Below are 18,439 nucleotides of genomic sequence, written 5' to 3' on the forward strand. Positions count from 1 at the left end.
GCCATGTCCTCGACCCCTCGGATCGGCCTCTCGACCGCCTCGGTCTACCCCGAGTCGACCGCGCACGCCTTCGGCTGGGCGGCCTCGCTCGGCTACGACGCCGTCGAGGTCATGGTCGGGATCGACGCGCTGAGCCAGCAGGTCGACGCCGTGAAGAAGCTCAGCGAGCACCACCGGGTGCCGATCTGCGCGGTGCACGCGCCCTGCCTGCTCTTCACCCAACGGGTCTGGGGCACCGACCCGTGGGGCAAGCTGGAGAAGTCCGCGGAGATGGCCGCCGAGGTCGGCGCCGACGTGGTCGTCGTACATCCCCCGTTCCGGTGGCAGAAGGACTACGCCGCCGGCTTCGTGGAGGGGATCGCCTCCCTCGAGGCCCGCACCGGCATCGCCTTCGCGGTCGAGAACATGTACCCCTGGCGCGCGTCCTCGCGCCGTGGGATGGAGATGTACCTCCCCGGCTGGGACCCCAGCACGGAGGACTACGCGAACACCACGATCGACCTGTCCCACGCGGCGATCGCGCGCTCCGACGTGATCGAGATGGCCGAGCGGATGGGGGAGCGGCTGCGCCACATCCACCTCACCGACGGCTCCGGCTCGGCCAAGGACGAGCACCTCGTGCCCGGGCGCGGCGTGATGCGGGCCGCGGACTTCCTCCGGCACCTGGCGGGCGCCGACTTCTCCGGCCACGTCGTGCTCGAGATCAACACGCGCCGCGCGGCCGACCGCGCCGAGCGTGAGGCCGACCTCGCCGAGTCGCTGGCCTTCGCCCGGGCGCACCTGGGCGTCACCACCTCGTAGAGCGCGCGCCGGACCAGCCACCGGAGCACAATGCAGCACATGGTGAAGAACGTCGTGGCGGTGCGGGACCTCGTCGTCGTACGCGGAGGGCGCGAGGTGCTGCCCGGCATCAGCCTCGACGTCTCCCAGGGCGTGACCGGGCTGCTCGGCCCGAGCGGCTGCGGCAAGACCACACTGATGCGCGCCCTGGTCGGGGCTCAGCGGGTGCGCTCGGGAGGCGTGGAGGTGCTGGGCGAGCCGGCCGGCAGCGCGGGTCTGCGCACCCGGGTCGGCTACGTCACGCAGTCGGCCAGCGTCTACGACGACCTGACGGTCACTGAGAACCTCTCGTTCTTCGCCCGGGTGCTCGGCGTCGAGCGATCCGCCGCCGATGAGGCGGTCGCGGCGGTCGGTCTCGACGACACCCGGCACCAGGTCGTCGGACGGCTCTCGGGCGGCCAGCGCAGCCGGGTGAGCCTGGCCGTCGCGCTGCTCGGCTCGCCCGACCTGCTCGTGCTCGACGAGCCCACCGTAGGGCTGGACCCGGTGCTGCGCCGGGACCTGTGGGCACTGTTCCACCGCATCGCCGACGGCGGAGCGGCCGTGCTGGTCTCCAGCCACGTCATGGACGAGGCGGACCGCTCCGACCGGCTCCTGCTGATGCGCGAGGGGCGCATCATCGCGGACGGATCGCCCGAGGAGATCCGCCGGCGCACCGGCGCCGCGGACATCGAGCAGGCCTTCCTCCGCCTCGTCGAGGACCGGGGGGACGCGGCATGAGCGCCCGGGTGACCCTCGCCGTCGCGGGGCGGGTGCTCCGTCAGGTCCGACGCGACCACCGCACGCTGGTGATGCTGCTGGTCGTGCCGTGCCTGCTGATGAGCCTGCTCTGGTGGATGTTCGACAACCTGCCCGGCGACCAGTTCGACCGCTTCGGACCTGCCCTGCTGGCGATGTTCCCCTTCATCGTGATGTTCCTCGTCACCAGCGTCACGACGTTGCGCGAGCGGTCGTCCGGCACCCTCGAGCGGCTGCTGGCGATGCCCATGGGCAAGCTCGACTTCCTCCTCGGCTACGCCCTCGCCTTCGGCCTCCTCGCCGCGGCGCAGTCGGCGCTGGCGGTCGCGGTGAGCGTGGGGCTGCTCGGTCTCGACGTCAACGGACCGCTGTGGCTGCTCGGCGTCGTGGCGGTCGTCGACGCCGTCCTCGGCACCGCTCTCGGCCTGCTGGTCAGCGCCTTCGCCACGACCGAGTTCCAGGCGGTGCAGTTCATGCCCGCCTTCGTGCTGCCGCAGATCCTGCTGTGCGGGCTCTTCGTCCCGCGCGACGCGATGCCTGAGGTGCTGGGGGCCGTGAGCGACGTGCTGCCCCTGTCGTACGCCGTCGACGCGATGCAGGAGCTGGTCGGCCGTGCCGACCAGGGCGAGGTGTGGAGCTCGGTCGGCGTCGTGGCCGGGTTCGCGCTGGTCTCCCTGGCGCTCGGAGCGGCGACGCTCCGGCGGCGTACTCCCTAGGACGTCTGCGCCTCGCGGGCGCTGGAGGCCGACAGCCGCTCGCTGCGCCGGAACAGCCACGCGGCGAGGGCGAACAGGCCGGCGTACATCGCCGTCAGCATGACCACGTCGGCCACCGACGCGACCTCGCGGTCGGTGACCACCAGCCCCACGGCAACGACGCCCGCGACCACGGTCGCGATCGCTGCACCTGCAAGCGCGACCACCATCCCGCCGGGACGGAAGCGGGTCGCCAGCGCCACCGGGAGGGCGACGGCGGGCGCCGCGAGGTAGAGGGCGTCCCGGTCGCCGTCACCGACGATGCCCAGGGCCCCGATGCCGAGCAGGAGGAAGAGCGTGGCGGCGAGCGAGACGAGGAGGGCGAGGGCGTAGCGCGCGGTCGGTGAGGACGGGAACCGGGTCATGTCGTCCATGGTGGACCTGTGTCCGGGCGCGGTGGTGGAGGACCTGTGAAGGGTCCGTCGAGGTTCGGCGTAGCCTTCTCGCCATGTCGTTGCTCCGCCAGCCGATCCTCCTGCTCGCCCGCAGCCAGGGGGTCAAGAAGCTCGTCTCGACCATGCCCGTCTCGAGTGGCATCGTCACCAGCTACGTCCCCGGCGAGACCACGGACTCCGCGGTCGGGGCCAGCCGGACGCTGGAGGCCGACGGGCTGCACGTGACCCTCGACTACCTCGGTGAGGACACCACCGACGCCGCCCAGGCCGAGGCCACCGTCCGCGCCTACAAGGAGCTCCTCGCTGAGCTCGCCTCGCAGGGACTCGCGCCCCACGCCGAGGTGTCGGTCAAGCTCAGCGCCATCGGGCAGTTCCTCCCCGGCGACGGCCACAAGGTCGCGCTGGAGAACGCGCGCGACATCTGCCGCGCCGCCCGCAACGCCGGCACCACGGTAACCCTCGACATGGAGGACCACACCACCACCGACTCCACGCTCTCGATCCTGCGCGAGCTCCGCAAGGACTTCCCCGAGACGGGTGCGGTCCTGCAGGCGATGCTGCACCGCACCGAGGCCGACTGCCGTGCGCTGGCCTACGAGGGCTCGCGCGTGCGCCTGTGCAAGGGCGCCTACATGGAGCCCGCCGACGTCGCCTTCCAGGAACGGGTCGAGGTCGACAAGTCCTACGTACGCTGCCTCAAGGTGCTGCTGGGCGGCCAGGGCTACCCGATGATCGCCACGCACGACCCGCGCATGGTGCAGATCGCCTCCTCGCTCGCGAGCCGCTTCGGCCGCCGCCCGGGGACCTACGAGTTCCAGATGCTCTACGGCATCCGCCCCGAGGAGCAGAAGCGCCTCGCCGCCGCCGGTGAGACCGTGCGGGTCTACATCCCCTACGGCACCGAGTGGTACGGCTACCTGATGCGCCGCCTGGCCGAGAAGCCGCAGAACCTGGCCTTCTTCGCGCGCTCGCTCGTGTCGAAGAAGTAGGTTCCCCCCATGAGCACAGCGATCATCGGCGCCGGCGTGATGGGGGAGACCCTCCTGTCCGGACTCGTGCGCGCCGGGCGGCGCGTCGACCAGCTGATGGTCGGTGAGAAGCGCTCGGACCGTGCGCGCGAGCTGGAGGAGCGCTACGGCGTGGCCGTGGTGTCCAACCGCGAGGCCGCCGCGAAGGCCGACACCGTGGCGCTCGTGGTCAAGCCGCAGGACATGGCCGACGTGCTCGCCGAGATCGCCCCCGACCTGCGCGCCGGGCAGCTGCTCGTCTCGCTGGCCGCCGGCATCACCACGTCCTTCATCGAGTCGCGGGTGCCCGAGGGCGTCGCCGTCGTGCGCGTCATGCCCAACACCCCCGCCCTCGTCGACGAGGGCATGGCAGCGATCGCGCCCGGCTCGCACTGCGACGAGTCCCACCTCGCCGAGGCCGAGTCCCTGATGGCCTCGACCGGCAAGGTGCTCCGCATCCCGGAGAAGCAGATGGACGCCGTCACCGCGATCTCCGGCTCCGGCCCGGCCTACATCTTCTTCGTCGTCGAGTCGATGATCGAGGCGGGCGTGCACCTCGGCCTGCCCCGCGCGACGGCCACCGAGCTGGTGGTGCAGACGCTGGTCGGCTCGGCCACGATGCTGCGCGAGACCGGGTCGCACCCCGTCGTGCTCCGCGAGCAGGTCACCTCACCCGGCGGCACCACTGCCTCCGCGCTGCGCGAGCTCGAGATCCACAAGGTCCGCGCGGCGTTCCTCGCCGCGATGGAGGCCGCGCGCAACCGCTCGCGCGAGCTGGCCGAGGGCTCCTGACTCAGGCGCCGCGCAGCTGGCGCACCAGCCCGAGACCGTCGTCGACCAGGCCGCGGACCACGGGCAGTCGGGTGAGCCGGACCGACCGGTCCACCAGTGGCACCAGACCCGCCACGAGCGTGCGCGTACGCCGCTGCCCCTCGCTGTCGTCGTGCACCCAGAACAGCACCACGCCCATGTGCAGCAGCCACAGCAGGTCGGGCAGCTCCGCGCGCAGCGCCGGTGACACCTTGAGGTCCGAGCCATCCACCGCGCGACGGAAGAGGTCCGTGCTCGCCTGCCTCGCCGGCGCCGACTGGTGCGAGAAGGGGGAGAGGGGCGAGGTCGGGTCGGCGGCGTTCTTGAAGAACTGCCCGCCGAAGTCGTGGAAGGGCTCGGCGACGTCGACGAACGCCTCCATCACCCCGCGGAGCCGGTCGGCGAAGACCGGGGACCCGTACGCCGGCTCGGCCGCCGTCGCGTGCTCGACCTGGATCTGGTCGTAGAACGCCTGCACCAGCTCCTCCTTGCCGGAGAAGTAGTAGTAGGCGCTGCCGAGCGAGACACCCGCCTCGTCGGCGATCGCGCGCATCGTCGTGCCGTCGTAGCCGCCCTCGCGGAACAGGCGCATCGCGGCGTCCACGATCCCGGAACGGGTGAGCTCGGCCTTGGCGGTTCTCTTCTCGGGCACGGACGACACCCTAGGAGTGGTCCACGCGGGGCAGCTTGAACCGCGCGGCCCATCGCGCGAGCGGGCCCCCCAGCAGCATGGAGCCCGCGAGCGGCACCGCCTCGGCAGGTCCCGGGACGAAGGGTGAGCCGAAGGCGACGGAGATCGCCGCGACCAGCACGAGAGGTGGCACCACCGCCCCGAGGACGAGGGCGCGACGCCGTTCGGCCTCGGCGGACAAGTGGCTGCCCAGCGCGAAGGTCATCACCAGCCCGACCAGCAGGCCGGTGAGGGCGCCGATCATGCCGCCGAAGAAGACGCCCAGGGAGATCGCAGATCCGATCCCCTCCGGGATGTGGATGGTGTCGGGCTCCTGCGTGCGGGTCATGACGCCTGCGACGAGCAGGTCGGAGGCGACCACGCTCCCCGCGGCGATGCCCAGCAGCACGCCCTTGAACATCCAGAACGGCTGCGGGCGATACATGTCCGCCACCTCAGCCGACGTCCGAGCGGAAGGGCGGCGTCGCGGCCAGCCACAGGCACAACGGCCCGGCACAGAGCATGCCGACCACGAGCGCGGGGGCCCCCAGCACATAGGCGGGCCACAGCGGTGTGAGGGCCAGCGCCAGCACGAACGTCGTGGCGAGCGTGCCGACGACGGCCGCTCGGTCCCGCGCCTCCTCGTGAGGCAGGTGGCTGCCCACCAGGAACGTCATGACGGCCCCCACGACGAGGCCCGTGGCTCCGCCGACGAACCCGCCGACCACGGCAGCGTACGCGCCGAGTGCACCCACACCGTCGAATCCGTCGAGCGCCGTCCATGCCGTCATCACGACCAGGCCGACGAGGGCACCGCAGGCAGTGCCGAGCAGCAGGCCCGCCGGGGTCCACAGCGGTTGGGGGCGCCACGCCCGGTGGACCGTCATCATCGTCCCTCTCATTGTTGAACGTGTTCAAAGTGATGGTGCCACAGATATTGAACACGTTCAACTCCGTCCGCTGGTCGGTCCGGCCCCGAGGCGGGAGTAACGTCCGCCACATGGAGTGCTCCGGGCCCACGTCGGTCGTGTTCGACCAGACACTGTGTGAGTACGACTTCGGCCCCACGCACCCGATGTCGCCGGTGCGGGTCGACCTCACGATGCGCCTGGCCGAGGAGCTCGGCGTGCTGGAGTCCATCAAGCGTGTCGACGCTCCCGTCGCGACCGATGCCCAGATCGCCACGGTCCACGACCAGGGCCTGATCGACGCCGTCACCCTGGCCGGTGCGACGCCGGGCTACGAGGACGCCGCGCGCGGCCTCGGCACCGAGGACGACCCGGTCTTCGCCGACATGCACCAGGCCAGCGCGCACGTCGTGGGCGCCACCCTCGAGGCCTTCCGCCAGGTGTGGAGCGGCGAGTCGCTGCACTCGGTCAACATCGCCGGTGGGCTCCACCACGCCATGCCGGAGAAGGCCAGCGGCTTCTGCATCTACAACGACGTCGCCGTCGGGATCACCCAGCTCCTCGCGGACGGCGCCGAGCGCGTGGCCTACGTCGACATCGACGTCCACCACGGCGACGGGGTGGAGAAGATCTTCTGGGACGACCCGCGCGTGCTGACGATCTCGCTGCACGAGACCGGCCAGATGCTCTTCCCGGGCACCGGCTTCCCGACCGACACCGGCGGGCCCGCCGCCGAGGGCTCGGTCGTCAACGTCGCTCTCCCGCCGGGGACGGCCGACGCGGGCTGGCTGCGCGCCTTCCACGCCGTCGTGCCGCCGCTGCTGCGCGAGTTCCGCCCCGAGGTGCTGGTGACCCAGCACGGGTGCGACTCCCACATGAACGACCCCCTCGCCCACATGATGCTCAGCGTCGACGGCCAGCGGGCGGCGTACCTCGCCCTCCACGAGCTCGCCCACGAGGTCTCCGACGGCCGGTGGGTGGTCACCGGCGGTGGCGGCTACAGCGTGGTCGACGTCGTCCCGCGCGCCTGGGCGCACCTGCTCGCCATCGCCGCGGGACGTCCGCTCGACCCCGCGACCCCGACGCCGCCGGCGTGGAGGGCGTACGTCGAGGAGGTGCTGGGGGCCAGCGCGCCGCACCGCATGACCGACGGCCGCACGCCCGCCTACCGCGACTGGTCCGCCGGGTACGACCCCGAGGCCTGGCTCGACCGCGCCATCCACGCCACGCGCATGGAGACCTTCCCGCTGCACGGCCTCGACCCGCTGCCCTGATCCGCCCCGGAGTGGGCGCGACGCTCGTCGGGTAAAGAATCAACCCGACACGCCGCCAGTCCCACATGTTTCTCTGGCATTCCTCTTCCCCACGCGTCACGCGAGCCCTATTGTCACCAGGAGCGGCACGCCTGTGACGCCGGCGCGGAAGCCGGCGCCGTCGCCGTACAGAAGGATCGGTGCACACCATGGCTGAGAACACCCCTGGCGACATGTCCGAGGCGCAGTTCCTGACCATTGCCGAGGTCGCGTCGAAGATGCGGGTCTCGAAGATGACGGTCTACCGTCTCGTCCACGGCGGCGAGCTGCCCGCGGTGCGCGTCGGCCGGTCCTTCCGGGTGACCGAGGACGACGTGAACGAGTACCTGCGCAAGAGCTTCTACAACGCCGGCTGAGGCCTCGTCCGGACCGATTCCGCGCTGCCCGCACCTGCCAAGTAGGGTGGGCGGGTCCGGCCGACGAGCGTCGGCCGAAAGGAAAGGTCTGATCCACGTGGGTTCTGTCATCAAGAAGCGGCGCAAGCGCATGGCCAAGAAGAAGCACCGCAAGCTGCTCAAGAAGACGCGCGTCCAGCGCCGCAAGCTCGGCAAGTAACACCCCCTCGACCATGGGACGGGTCGTGCTGGTCACCGGGATCTCCCGGGACATCGGGCGACGATTCGCGCGCGCCGCGGCCGGCGACCCGTCCATCGAGCGGGTCATCGGGGTCGACGTCGTCCCTCCCCGGGGCGACATCGGGGACGTCTCCTTCGTCCGCGCCGACATCCGCAACCCGGTCATCGCCAAGGTCCTGGCCAAGGAGGACGTCGACACCGTCGTCCACATGAGCGTCATCGCCACGCCCGGATCCGCGGGCGGGCGCGGGACGATGAAGGAGCTCAACGTCATCGGCTCCATGCAGCTGCTCGCTGCGTGCCAGAAGTCGACGACCGTCGAGCGCCTGGTCGTGAAGTCGACCACCACCGTCTACGGCTCGAGCCCGCGCGACCCCGCGATGTTCACCGAGGACATGGGGCCCAAGCGCCAGCCGTCCTCGGGCTACGCCAAGGACGTCTTCGAGGTCGAGGGCTACGTCCGCGGCTTCGCGCGGCGTCGGCCCGACGTCGACGTGACGATGATCCGCGCCGCCAACGTCATCGGGCCCCACGTGACGAGCCCGCTGACCAACTACTTCCGGCTGCCGGTCATCCCGCGGGTGCTCGGCTTCGACCCGCGCCTGCAGTTCCTCCACGAGGACGACCTGATGGCCGTGCTGCGGCACGCAGCGACCTCGGGGATCCCCGGCACCTTCAACGTCGCCGGTGAGGGGCTGCTGACGCTGAGCCAGGCCGTACGCCGCCTCGGCACGCCGTCGGTCGCCCTCCCGCGGTTCGCGGTCGGTCGCCTCGGCGCCACCATGCGCCAGGCCCGCCTGTCGGACTTCTCGCCCGAGCAGCTGGGCTACCTGACCTACGGTCGTGGTGTGGACACCACCCGGATGCGCACCCACCTCGGCTTCGAGCCGGCGTACTCCACCGCCGAGGCCTTCGCCGACTTCTGCCGCGCCCTGGCGCCCGCCGAGCCGCAGGGGGCGAGCCGTGGCTGAGGAGGCCCGCGAGGACGCCGTCGTGATCCCGATCGGCACCGGCGGCAGGCCGGGCCGGGGCTCGGGCAGCGCCCGCCCGTCGTCGGCCGCGCGCAACCTCGCGCCTTCGACCGCCAAGCCCGCGCCGAGGAAGCGTCCCGCGGCGAAGAAGGCGAGCCCCGAGAAGCCCGCACCTGCTCCGGAGCCGGCCGCCGAGGCGCCGCCGTTGGCCCCGACGCCCGGCCCCGCGACCACGCGACCCCGCCTCGACGCCGGCATCCCCGTCGGCGACTGGCTCTCCGCGCTTCAGGGCGCGGCGCTGGAGGTCTTCGGCGACGACTGGGAGCGCCGCCTCGCCGAGCTGCTGGCCTTCGCCCGGCGCCGGCTCGAGGGCGACTACGAGGTCGACGACTACGGCTTCGACCGCGAGCTCACCGAGCGCTTCTTCATGACCGCGCTGCGCCCGATCGCGCAGAAGTGGTTCCGCCTCGAGGTGCGCGGCCTGGAGAACATCCCCGCCGAGGGAGGTGCCCTGGTCGTGTCGAACCACTCCGGCACGGTCCCGCTCGACGGCCTGATGACGATGCTCACCGTGCACGACCACGCCCACCGCTTCCTGCGCCCGCTCGGCGCCGACCTCGTCTTCAAGCTCCCGGTGGTCAGCTCGCTGGCCCGCAAGGGCGGTGCGACGCTGGCGTGCGTCGAGGACGCGGAGCGGATGCTGTCCGGCGGCGACCTCGTCGGCGTGTGGCCCGAGGGCTTCAAGGGCATCGGCAAGCCGTTCAGCGAGCGTTACAAGCTCCAGCGCTTCGGCCGTGGGGGCTTCGTGTCGGCCGCCCTGCGCACCGGCGTGCCGATCATCCCGCTCTCCGTGGTCGGGGCCGAGGAGATCTACCCGCTCGTCGGCAACGTGCCCTCGCTCGCGCGGCTGCTGGGCGTGCCCTACATCCCCGTCACGCCGTTCTTCCCGTGGCTGGGCCCGCTCGGCATGGTGCCGCTGCCGTCGAAGTGGATCCTGGAGTTCGGCGAGCCGATCCGCACCGACTCCTACGACGCCGCTGAGGCCGAGGACCCGATGCTGGTCTTCAACGTCACCGACCAGGTGCGCGAGACCATCCAGCACACGCTCTTCGACCTGCTGCGCGAGCGCGACGGAGTCTTCAGCTGACGATCCCCGTCAGGGGAGCAGGCCGCCGGTCGCGTTGCCGAGCGTGTTGCCGGTGAGCGGGTCGAGGGTGCCGGTGATCTCGCCGATCAGCCCGCCCGTCGCGTCGTCGACCTCGCTGGTCAGGCCGCCGATGGCGCCGCCGGTGATCTCGTCGACCTCGTCGACCAGATTGCCGGTCGTGCCGGTGACCCCGTCGGTGAGGTCCTTGATCGGCTTGCCCGGCTCGGTCGTGGTCGGGTCGGTCTTCGTCGGGTCGGGCAGCGACGTCGTGGCCGGCGTCGGCACGGCGGTGGGCAGCGCCGTCGAGGTGGGCACGGCCGTCGGCAGCGCCTTCAGCTCCTCGGGCACCACGATCCCGGTGAGGTCCTGGCCCGAGACGGGCGCCGCCTCCAGCGTCAGCTCGTCGACGTCGAGCCCGGTGAGCAGGTCGACGGGGGCACTGGTGAGCAGGAAGTCCGGGGTGGCGGTGATGCCGCCGGTGCAGACCGGGCAGGCGCTGCTGACCTCGAGGTCGAGGTCGGTCAGCGTGCGCCCGGCGGCCAGCAGCTCGTCACGCGCGCTCTCGGGCAGCTGCTCCTCGAGCGCGTCGAGCCGCTCGAGGCTGGTGGCGGTGAAGTCACGGGCGCGCTGGGCGTCCTGCTCGACCCCGCGGTCGTAGGACGTCAGCAGGCTGCGTACGCCGGTGCTGGACTGCTCGGTGAAGGCGTCGAGCGTGTCGGGGACGAGCTGCTCGCCCCCACCGTCGCCCGCAGCGAGCTGCTCGAGCTCGGTGAGGCGCTTGTCGGCCTGGGCGAGGAGCGTGCGCCCGCGCTGCGACTCGTCGTCGGCCAGCCGGACCTGGGCGGCCTCGATGCCACGCTTGACGCCGTAGAGCGACTCGCCGGGCAACGACGTCTGCGCGGCGACGGCCATGGTGGCGGTCGCGCCGACCATGGCGACGCCTCCGAGCAACGCGCCGAGGCGGCGGTCGCGACGACGGGTGGTGGCGGGCATCGCGAGGCGCTGCGGGGCGGGCGGCTGGCGCACGAGCGCGGTGTCGGCCTCGGCCATCAGGCGCTCCCGCAGCGACCCGACGAACTCGGGGCGCGCAGTGACCTCGGGCAGGGACCTCAGGTCGGAGACGACCCCGAGGAGATCGGCGTACTTCTGCGCGTCGCGGTCGGTGAGGAGGGAGTCCGCCTCCCGGGAGAGGAGCGCCTCGAACTCGTCGGCACGTCGTCGTGCCGAGAATGCGGCTGTCATTGCTCTCGTCCTGTCTGGCTGCTCGTGGGTGCTCCCACCCGGACGAACGAGCGGGAGGAGGTGCGGGTTACGGGTCGGGTCACGACTCCCTCAACCCCTCCGGCATGAGCTTGGCCAGATTCCTTACGCCGCGCAGCTGGAGCTGCTTGACGGCGCCGTCCGAACGCGCGAGCGCGAGCGCCGTCTCGGCGATGGACATCCCTTGCAGGAACCGCATGATCAGGCACTCGCGCTGCTCGGTCGGCAGCTGGGTGAGCGCCTGGAGCAGGACCTCGTTGGTGAGCCCGGCGATCACCGCGTCCTCGGGGCCCTCGGTGCTGTCGTCGTGCGGCGTCATGTCCTCGGTCGTCATCTCGAGGCGGGTGCGGCCGGACTTGAAGTGGTCGGTGGTGAGGTTGCGCGCGATGGTCATCAGCCAGGCGCCGAAGTCCTTGCCCTGCCACCGGAAGTTGTTCATGCTCCGCAGCGCACGGAAGAACGTCTCCGAGGTGAGGTCCTCGGCGAGCGTCTGCGACCGGGTGCGGTAGTAGAGGAAGCGGTAGACCGAGGCCTGGTAGTGGTCGTAGAGGAGGCCGAACGCCTCCTTGTCGCCGGCGCGGGCCAGCTCGACGAGGGCGATCAGCCGCTCGCGCTCGGCACCGTCGACCTCCGAGGACGTCGCGCGGTCCTCGTCGCCGACGGGGCTGCCGGTCGCACCGGTGCCGCGGCTCGGCAGCGGGGCGGGTGCGGGGCCGGAGGTGGCGGCCTCGGCCAGCAGCACCTGGGGGACCGGGTGGAGGGACAGCGCGGCGAGGACGGCGCGCCGGAGCGCGTCCATGCCTTCGTCGAAGGCATGCCCAAGGTCGTGTGATGACCGCATGCGGTGTCCCTCCCGGTGTGCAGCACCTCACACGATAAGTGGCCGGAGGGGGAGTTGTGAACCCATCAGTAACTATCAGTTACACCTCAGGCGGAGTGCGTACGTCCCCGGACGCTCACGCCCGCGGCGACCGCGCCCGACACGGCGCCGGCGACCGCGGCTGCCACCAGACCGGCGCGGGCGGCCTTGCGCCCGGTGCGGTAGTCGTGGATGCGCCATCCGTGGGCGCGGGCGTGGGCCCGCAGCCGGGCGTCGGGGTTGATCGCGCACGGGTCGCTGACCATGGACAGCATCGGCAGGTCGTTGCTGGAGTCGGAGTAGGCCGAGCAGCGGGAGAGGTCGAGGCCCTCTCGGGCCGCGAGCGCCTTGATCGCCTCCGCCTTGGCGGGGCCGTGGAGGAGGTCGCCGACGAGCTGGCCGGTGTAGACGCCGTCGACGTGCTCGGCGACGGTGCCCATCGCGCCGGTGAGGCCGAGGCGCCGGGCGATGATGCTGGCGATCTCGATGGGCGCGGCCGTCACCAACCACACGCGCTGGCCCTCGTCGAGGTGGAGCTGAGCCAGGGCACGGGTGCCGGGCCAGATCCGGTGCGCCATCGCCTCGTCGAAGATCTCCTCGCCCAGCTCCTCGAGCTCGGTGGTGGTGTGCCCGGCGATGAAGGACAGCGCGGAGTTGCGGGCGTCGGTGACGTGCTCGGGGTCCTCGACGCCGACGATGCGGAAGTAGGCCTGCTTCCACGCGGCCGAGGCGATCTCGCGGGTGGTGAAGAACTGGCGGCGGTGCAGCCCGCGCGCGAAGTGGAAGATGCTGGCGCCCTGCATGACCGTGTTGTCGACGTCGAAGAAGGCTGCCGCGGTCAGGTCGCTGGGGGTGCTGAGCGCGCTCTCGACCTCCGCCGAGGCCGCCGCCGCCTCGCCCGCGAGAGCCGAGCGCTGCTGCAGGTTGAGGCGTCGCGGTCGCTCGGACGGGGTCACCCGGCAAGCCTAGTCGTGCAAGGATCTGCCCATGCCGCGCAACGACATCTCCGCGTTCGTGGCCGAGGCGGCTGCCGACGTGCCGGACCGGCAGGCCCTCGTGGAGAGCGGTGGACGCTCGCTGACGTGGGCCGCGCTCGAGGACGAAGTGGCCCGGATCGCCACCGGTCTCGGCGTGCACGGCATCCGTGCCGGCCAGCGCGTGATGATCGCCGTCGGCAACCGGATCGAGTTCGTCACCGCCTACCTCGGCGTGCTCCGCGCGCAGGTCGTCGCCGTCCCGGTCAACCCGCGCTCGGCGCCGGGTGAGGTGGCGAGGATGGTCGCCGACTCCGGCACCCGGCTCGTGATCGCCGACGCCACCGCCCTCGACGTCGTACGCGAGGGGCTGGCCGAGCTGGCCGCCGCGGGGGAGGTGCCGGCGCCGACCGTGGTGGTCGTCGACGCTGAGCGGGGCGAGGGCGAGCTCGACTTCGCCGAGCTGCGCGCGGACGTCGTACGTCCCGTGCCCCCGCTGCCCGACCCCGAGAAGCTCGCGGCCCTGCTCTACACCAGCGGCACCTCCGGGCGCCCGCGGGCGGCGATGCTGAGCCACCGCGCGCTGCTCGCCAACATCGAGCAGGTCGCGGCCGTCGAGCCGCCGATGATGCACGGCGACGACGTCGTGCTCGGCGTGCTGCCGCTGTTCCACGTCTACGGGCTCAACGCCGTCCTGGGCGGGGTGCTGCGCCACCGGGCGCGACTGCTCCTGGTGGAGAAGTTCGACCCGCAGGCGGTGCTCGACCTCATCGACGACGAGGCGTGCAGCGTGGTGCCGATCGCGCCGCCGGCCTTCGCCCACTGGCTCCCCGACGAGCACCTGCGCGAGCGGCTCGGTCCGGTGCGCCTGGTGCTGTCGGGCTCCGCGCCGCTCGAGGCGTCGGTCATCGAGGAGTTCACGGGCATCACCGGCATCCCGGTGCACCAGGGCTACGGGCTCACCGAGGCCTCTCCGGTCGTCACGAGCACGCTGTGCAGCGCCGACCCGGCGCCCGGCTCCGTGGGCGCCGCGCTGCCCGGCATCGAGCTGCGCCTGGTCGACGAGACGTGGGGGCAGGTCGAGGGCGAGGACCCCGGCCAGATCCAGGTCCGCGGCGACAACCTCTTCTCCGGCTACTGGCCCGACGGGGCGGACGGCCCCGACGCCGAGGGCTGGTACGCCACCGGCGACGTCGGCTTCCTCGACGCCAGCGGCGACCTCTTCCTCGTCGACCGGGTCAAGGAGCTGATCATCGTCAGCGGCTTCAACGTCTACCCGACCGAGGTCGAGGACGTGATCCGTGAGGTCGACGGCGTCGCCGACGCCGCCGTCATCGGTGCCCCCGACCCCGAGACGGGCGAGGCCGTGGTGGCGTACGTCGTCGCGTCGCGGCCGATGACCCACCTCGAGGAGGCGGTCCGGGCGCACGCCGTCGTGCGGCTGGCCCGCTTCAAGCAGCCCACGCGCATCGAGGTCGTCGACGCCCTGCCGCTGACCGTCACCGGCAAGGTGCAGAAGGGTCGCCTGCGCGGCCTCGAGCGTCGTCGGCAGCTGGGGCTGCTCGAGTGAGCGCCGAGCCCCGGATCACCTTCTACTCCCGCGTCGGCTGCCACCTCTGCGACGACGCGCGGGCCGTGGTGGCGCGGGTGTGCGCGGACCTGGGGGAGTCCTTCGTCGAGGTCGACGTGGACAGCGACCCCGACCTCGAGGACCGCTTCGGCGAGGAGGTGCCCGTCACCTTCGTCGACGGGCGCCAGCACGACTTCTGGCGTGTGGACGAGGGTCGGTTGCGGGCGGCACTGGGGGCGTGAGCGCGACCGGCGCTACCGTCGTGCCTACGCGCGGAGCGTCCGGATGCCCAGGGCGACCGCCAGCAACAACAAGCCGAGGGACACCGTCGCGACCCAGGCCCACTCCGGGATCGAGTCCACAGGGTCCCAGGCCATCAGTGCGCCGAGAACCACCAGGACCAGGCCGCCCCGCAAGGCGCCGACGGGTGCGAACTTCGCCTCTGGAGATGCCATGACGCCGACCGTAGCCGATCAGCTGGGCTGCCCGGTGACGCGGCAGGTCGGACGGCTGGGTCCCGGGGCGGGCGTGCCTGGGGCCCCGCCCCCTCGTGGGTGGCGGGGTGTGGGGCGGGGTCATCTTCGAGGTGACGGGATCCGGGGCGGTTTCGGGTCGGGCGGGTCGAGCGCAGTCGTGCCGGTCCGGTCTCGTCGGTAGCGATGGCCGTGAGGACTCGTCCACTCGAACATCCCGGGCGCGACCATGTCGTAGCGCCAGGCGGAGTGGGTCTTGAGGCGGTGGTGGAACCGGCACAACGCACCGAGGTTGTCGGTCTCCGTGGAGCCGGGCTGTGGCCGACCATCTGCCTCGGCGTCGTGGTCGTACTCGATGACGTGGTCGACGTCGCAACGACGGGCGGGGCGGGTGCACCACGGGAAGACGCACATGCGGTCGCGGAGAACCACGCGCTCACGGATGCGGTCCGGGATCTCGTAACCCGGTGCGGCCTTCTCCTGGTTGAGGTCGATGACCGGCCGGACCGTGATCTTGGTGCGGGAGTCGCCACACCAGGACCTCAGCTGGTCGAGCAGCAGCAGTCGCTGGCCCTCCTCCAGCCGGCCGGTCGGCCCGAAGACCGTCGTGTCGCCGGACATGGTGGCGTCGAAGTGAGCGTGGAGCACGACCTCGCGCGCCGCGGGCAAGTCATCGGTGGTTGAGGTGCGAGCGGAGCGAGCCTCGAAACCACTCGCATGTAGGTCGAGAGCGGTCTGTGTCCGGGCCAGGTCCCCGAGCGCCTTCGCGCGGCGTGCGTCGAGGGACTCGTGCGAGCCAAGGGCCTTCTGCGTGGCGGCGCCGTGGGCGAGAGCGTGGTGGAGGTCGAGTCCGTCGGCGAGGTCGATCTCGGCCTCGAGCCGGACGGTGCCGGCGAAGTGGACGTCCTCATCGTGGATGGTCACGTGGCGCGGGTCGACGTGGAGGTAGCCGTCCTCCGGATCAGCGGCCGGGTCGACGCCTGCGAGGTCGAACCGCTTGATCGTCTCGGCAACGAGGCGGTCCAGCTGGGCGGGCCCGATCCGACCGGCGACGGCGGCGACGTGGGCGTCGACGAACCGGGCGGCTTCCACAGTGAGTGCGGGGGTGGAGTGGATCGTGACCTCCGCGACGGCCCGAGCGCGCCAGGCAGGAACCGATCCCGTGTGGACCTGGGCCCACAGGCGCGGCAGTCGGTGGCGCAGCTCGAGGGCGTGCCCGATCAGCTTCTTCGCCGACACGCTGGTGATGCCCAGGACGGCGCCGAGCTCGGCGACGCAGAACTCCGCGACCAGCGGCGTACCCGGTCCCGCGATGGGCTCCTCGTGCTCACACCCCGCCACGGTGAACGACGCGGCGGAGTGGATGGACTCCGGCGGGTGCAGGTCGGCCCACCGGGCTGCGAGGTCGAGCTGGCGGGCGGCTTCGGTGTTCTCGATGGCGCGAGACGCCCTGATCGAGGCGAGCAGGGCTGCGGGGCCGAGGGCGTCTGCCCCGGCCTCCGATCCCCCTTCCAGTTCCTCGATCATGCGTTCGATTCTAGAGGACGGGTCCGACAACGGCCTCGAGCCGGCAAGCTCTTGTGGAGGGGTCTCGATACAGGGAGGATGGGTTACCCGGTCGGGGTCTGACCTATCTCGATACTGGCGCTGCTTGGTGTGGCTGCCTTGAAGTGCGACGTGTCGGCCCCGGCAGGGCTTGTCTGTTCTGGTGGCCAGGCCGGGCGGGCGTGACCTCATAGGACCCTGAAGAAGTTCCCGTCGCTGTACTGTCCGCCCGACCTGGAAGGTCATCTTTCACACGATGGTGAAGGAGACATTTCCAGCATGAGTGATGTGTCTGTTGAAGAACAAGTTCTTGATGGGGCCGGCGTGGTGGTGGGTGTTGACACCCACCAACTGGTCCATGTCGCGGCCGTGATCGACGCTCGTTTCGGCCGGCTGGCAGATCGTGAGTTCCCCGCGACCAGGGCTGGCTTTGGCGAACTGGTGTCGTGGGCCGCGACCTACGGTCCGGTCCTCGCGGTCGGAGTGGAGTCGACCGGTTCCTACGGTGCGGGGCTGACCCGCCACCTGCTCACTCACGGGGCGGGTGCGTTCGAGGTGTTCGAGGTCAACCGGCCGGAAAGGGCCACCCGGGTCAGACACGGCAAGTCCGACCCGCTCGACGCCTACTCGGCAGCCGAGCAGGTCCTGGCCGGGCGCGCGAGCGGTCGGCCGAAGGTCAAGACCGGGATCGTGGAGGCGATCCGCGTGATCAAGGTCCCCCGCGATGCGGCGGTCAAGAACCGCACCGCCGCGTACAGCCAGCTGCGTGACCTGATCACCGCTGCATCCGGGCGCCTTCACGACGACCTGATCGGGCTGAGCGGGAAGAAGCGGGTAGCCAAAGTCCTGGCCATGCGCCCCGACCCGAGCCGGGTCGCTGATCCCGACCACGCGGTGCGCCATGCACTACGAGCGCTGGCGCGACGCATCGCCTACCTCGACGGCGAGATCGCTGAGGCCGACAAGCACCTGGCGACCCTCGTGCAACAGGCCTGCCCGTCCTTGCTTGCCATGGCCCAGGTCGGAGTCCAGACCGCCGCCCAGTTGGCGATCAGCACTGGCGAGAACATCGACCGGATGCGGTCCGAAGCCAGCTTCGCCAAGCTCGTCGGGGTTGCTCCGCTTCCCGCCTCTTCCGGCAAGACCCGCCGCCACCGACTCAATCCCGGGGGCGACCGCCAAGCCAACTCCGCGCTCTACATGATCACCGTCGGACGGATGGGCCGCCACGAGGAAACCCGCGCCTACGTCGAGCGACGGCGCGCCGAAGGACTATCCACCCCCGAGATCATCCGCTGCCTCAAACGCCACCTCGCCCGCAGCGTCTACAGAGCCCTCCGAACAGACCTCATGACCACTTGACGCGGCATAGGACCGTCGCCTCGCTCGTTCCTCGCTCGGCTACTCGACCACCGAGGAAGGACGGACCGCTCGGCTGCTCGACCGCCGAAGGAGAGTGCGGGTCTCGAGACTCGCTGCGCTCGCACCTCAACCAGCGGGACCTCGCCTCCGATATGCCCTGCGGCACCCCGCGCGCAAGTCGCGGGGACCCCGTGTGGGGTGGGTCTTCTCACATGTGCTAGCCGCCCCTGTTCTCGTTTTGTTCTCCCGTTCACAAACTCCTACAGT

General features: G+C 71.4%; 22 protein-coding genes. 13 read left to right on the top strand and 9 right to left on the bottom strand.

What is annotated here, in order from left to right:
- The first annotated feature begins 3 nt into the window (after positions 1–3).
- From CFI00_RS03060 to CFI00_RS03070, 3 genes are read left to right on the top strand one after another with little or no spacing between them, the layout of a single operon-like run.
- Positions 4–801 (top strand): sugar phosphate isomerase/epimerase, encoded by a 798-nt coding sequence (locus CFI00_RS03060; RefSeq protein WP_207083827.1) that lies wholly within the window; start codon positions 4–6, stop codon positions 799–801.
- A 39-nt stretch (positions 802–840) separates the two neighbouring features.
- The gene (locus CFI00_RS03065) at positions 841–1,560 is read left to right on the top strand and encodes an ABC transporter ATP-binding protein (protein ID WP_207083828.1); all 720 of its coding nucleotides are present in this window, start codon (positions 841–843) and stop codon (positions 1,558–1,560) included.
- Positions 1,557–2,294 carry an ABC transporter permease gene (locus CFI00_RS03070; protein WP_207083829.1) on the top strand — a complete coding sequence of 246 codons (738 nt, stop codon included), beginning with the start codon at positions 1,557–1,559 and terminating at the stop codon, positions 2,292–2,294. Before CFI00_RS03065 ends, CFI00_RS03070 begins: the two co-directional genes overlap by 4 nt.
- On the opposite strand, the gene CFI00_RS03075 is transcribed toward CFI00_RS03070, so the two are convergent.
- Positions 2,291–2,698 carry a hypothetical protein gene (locus CFI00_RS03075; protein ID WP_207083830.1) on the bottom strand — a complete coding sequence of 136 codons (408 nt, stop codon included), beginning with the start codon at positions 2,696–2,698 and terminating at the stop codon, positions 2,291–2,293. The genes CFI00_RS03070 and CFI00_RS03075 overlap by 4 nt on opposite strands.
- Positions 2,699–2,787: 89 nt before the next feature.
- Between CFI00_RS03075 and CFI00_RS03080 the strand changes: the two genes are divergently transcribed.
- Positions 2,788–3,717, top strand: a complete 930-nt coding sequence (locus CFI00_RS03080; protein ID WP_207085356.1) for a proline dehydrogenase family protein — start codon at positions 2,788–2,790, stop codon at positions 3,715–3,717.
- A 9-nt stretch (positions 3,718–3,726) separates the two neighbouring features.
- Positions 3,727–4,527: a pyrroline-5-carboxylate reductase gene (gene proC / locus CFI00_RS03085; RefSeq protein ID WP_207083831.1), complete on the top strand. Its 801-nt coding sequence runs from the start codon at positions 3,727–3,729 to the stop codon at positions 4,525–4,527.
- A gap of 1 nt (position 4,528) precedes the next feature.
- Here the strand turns inward: proC and CFI00_RS03090 are convergent, their stop codons facing one another.
- From CFI00_RS03090 to CFI00_RS03100, 3 genes are read right to left on the bottom strand one after another with little or no spacing between them, the layout of a single operon-like run.
- On the bottom strand, positions 4,529–5,197 hold the full coding sequence (locus tag CFI00_RS03090) for a TetR family transcriptional regulator (protein WP_207083832.1): 669 nt from the start codon (positions 5,195–5,197) through the stop codon (positions 4,529–4,531).
- A gap of 10 nt (positions 5,198–5,207) precedes the next feature.
- Positions 5,208–5,660 carry a hypothetical protein gene (locus CFI00_RS03095; protein WP_207083833.1) on the bottom strand — a complete coding sequence of 151 codons (453 nt, stop codon included), beginning with the start codon at positions 5,658–5,660 and terminating at the stop codon, positions 5,208–5,210.
- 10 nt (positions 5,661–5,670) lie between these two features.
- Entirely contained in the window at positions 5,671–6,105 is a 435-nt protein-coding gene (locus CFI00_RS03100; RefSeq protein ID WP_207083834.1) for a hypothetical protein, read from the bottom strand.
- Positions 6,106–6,215: 110 nt separating this feature from the next.
- Here CFI00_RS03100 and CFI00_RS03105 point away from each other — a divergent pair, with 110 nt between their 5' ends.
- The 5 genes from CFI00_RS03105 to CFI00_RS03125 all read left to right on the top strand — a co-directional run bounded on the left by CFI00_RS03105 (position 6,216) and on the right by CFI00_RS03125 (position 10,129).
- Positions 6,216–7,397: an acetoin utilization protein AcuC gene (locus tag CFI00_RS03105; RefSeq protein ID WP_207083835.1), complete on the top strand. Its 1,182-nt coding sequence runs from the start codon at positions 6,216–6,218 to the stop codon at positions 7,395–7,397.
- A 188-nt stretch (positions 7,398–7,585) separates the two neighbouring features.
- Positions 7,586–7,792, top strand: coding sequence for a helix-turn-helix domain-containing protein (locus CFI00_RS03110; RefSeq protein ID WP_207083836.1), 207 nt, complete (start codon positions 7,586–7,588; stop codon positions 7,790–7,792).
- Between the two features lie 97 nt (positions 7,793–7,889).
- On the top strand, positions 7,890–7,991 hold the full coding sequence (locus CFI00_RS03115) for an AURKAIP1/COX24 domain-containing protein (protein WP_008356322.1): 102 nt from the start codon (positions 7,890–7,892) through the stop codon (positions 7,989–7,991).
- A gap of 13 nt (positions 7,992–8,004) precedes the next feature.
- Positions 8,005–8,982, top strand: coding sequence for an NAD-dependent epimerase/dehydratase family protein (locus CFI00_RS03120; RefSeq protein ID WP_207083837.1), 978 nt, complete (start codon positions 8,005–8,007; stop codon positions 8,980–8,982).
- Complete coding sequence (locus CFI00_RS03125; RefSeq protein WP_207083838.1) at positions 8,975–10,129, top strand: lysophospholipid acyltransferase family protein; 1,155 nt, start codon at positions 8,975–8,977, stop codon at positions 10,127–10,129. Before CFI00_RS03120 ends, CFI00_RS03125 begins: the two co-directional genes overlap by 8 nt.
- Before the next feature lie 9 nt (positions 10,130–10,138).
- On the opposite strand, the gene CFI00_RS03130 is transcribed toward CFI00_RS03125, so the two are convergent.
- From CFI00_RS03130 to CFI00_RS03140, 3 genes are all read right to left on the bottom strand, one after another.
- The gene (locus CFI00_RS03130) at positions 10,139–11,371 is read right to left on the bottom strand and encodes a DUF5667 domain-containing protein (RefSeq protein ID WP_207083839.1); all 1,233 of its coding nucleotides are present in this window, start codon (positions 11,369–11,371) and stop codon (positions 10,139–10,141) included.
- Between the two features lie 79 nt (positions 11,372–11,450).
- Positions 11,451–12,230, bottom strand: coding sequence for a sigma-70 family RNA polymerase sigma factor (locus CFI00_RS03135; protein WP_207083840.1), 780 nt, complete (start codon positions 12,228–12,230; stop codon positions 11,451–11,453).
- Between the two features lie 86 nt (positions 12,231–12,316).
- Positions 12,317–13,204, bottom strand: a complete 888-nt coding sequence (locus tag CFI00_RS03140) for an HAD-IB family hydrolase (protein WP_207083841.1) — start codon at positions 13,202–13,204, stop codon at positions 12,317–12,319.
- A 31-nt stretch (positions 13,205–13,235) separates the two neighbouring features.
- On the opposite strand from CFI00_RS03140, the gene CFI00_RS03145 reads away from it, so the two are divergent.
- Entirely contained in the window at positions 13,236–14,792 is a 1,557-nt protein-coding gene (locus CFI00_RS03145; protein WP_207083842.1) for a class I adenylate-forming enzyme family protein, read from the top strand.
- Entirely contained in the window at positions 14,789–15,034 is a 246-nt protein-coding gene (locus CFI00_RS03150) for a glutaredoxin family protein (RefSeq protein WP_242532657.1), read from the top strand. The genes CFI00_RS03145 and CFI00_RS03150 overlap by 4 nt, the downstream gene beginning before the upstream one ends.
- Before the next feature lie 24 nt (positions 15,035–15,058).
- Here the strand turns inward: CFI00_RS03150 and CFI00_RS03155 are convergent, their stop codons facing one another.
- On the bottom strand, positions 15,059–15,247 hold the full coding sequence (locus tag CFI00_RS03155) for a hypothetical protein (protein ID WP_207083843.1): 189 nt from the start codon (positions 15,245–15,247) through the stop codon (positions 15,059–15,061).
- Positions 15,248–15,367: 120 nt separating this feature from the next.
- The gene (locus tag CFI00_RS03160; RefSeq protein ID WP_207083844.1) at positions 15,368–16,792 is read right to left on the bottom strand and encodes an HNH endonuclease signature motif containing protein; all 1,425 of its coding nucleotides are present in this window, start codon (positions 16,790–16,792) and stop codon (positions 15,368–15,370) included.
- Positions 16,793–17,089: 297 nt separating this feature from the next.
- On the opposite strand from CFI00_RS03160, the gene CFI00_RS03165 reads away from it, so the two are divergent.
- Complete coding sequence (locus tag CFI00_RS03165) at positions 17,090–18,172, top strand: IS110 family transposase (protein ID WP_207081523.1); 1,083 nt, start codon at positions 17,090–17,092, stop codon at positions 18,170–18,172.
- The last annotated feature ends 267 nt before the right edge of the window (positions 18,173–18,439 follow it).

This window comes from Nocardioides sp. S5, from assembly GCF_017310035.1.
GTDB lineage: Bacteria > Actinomycetota > Actinomycetes > Propionibacteriales > Nocardioidaceae > Nocardioides.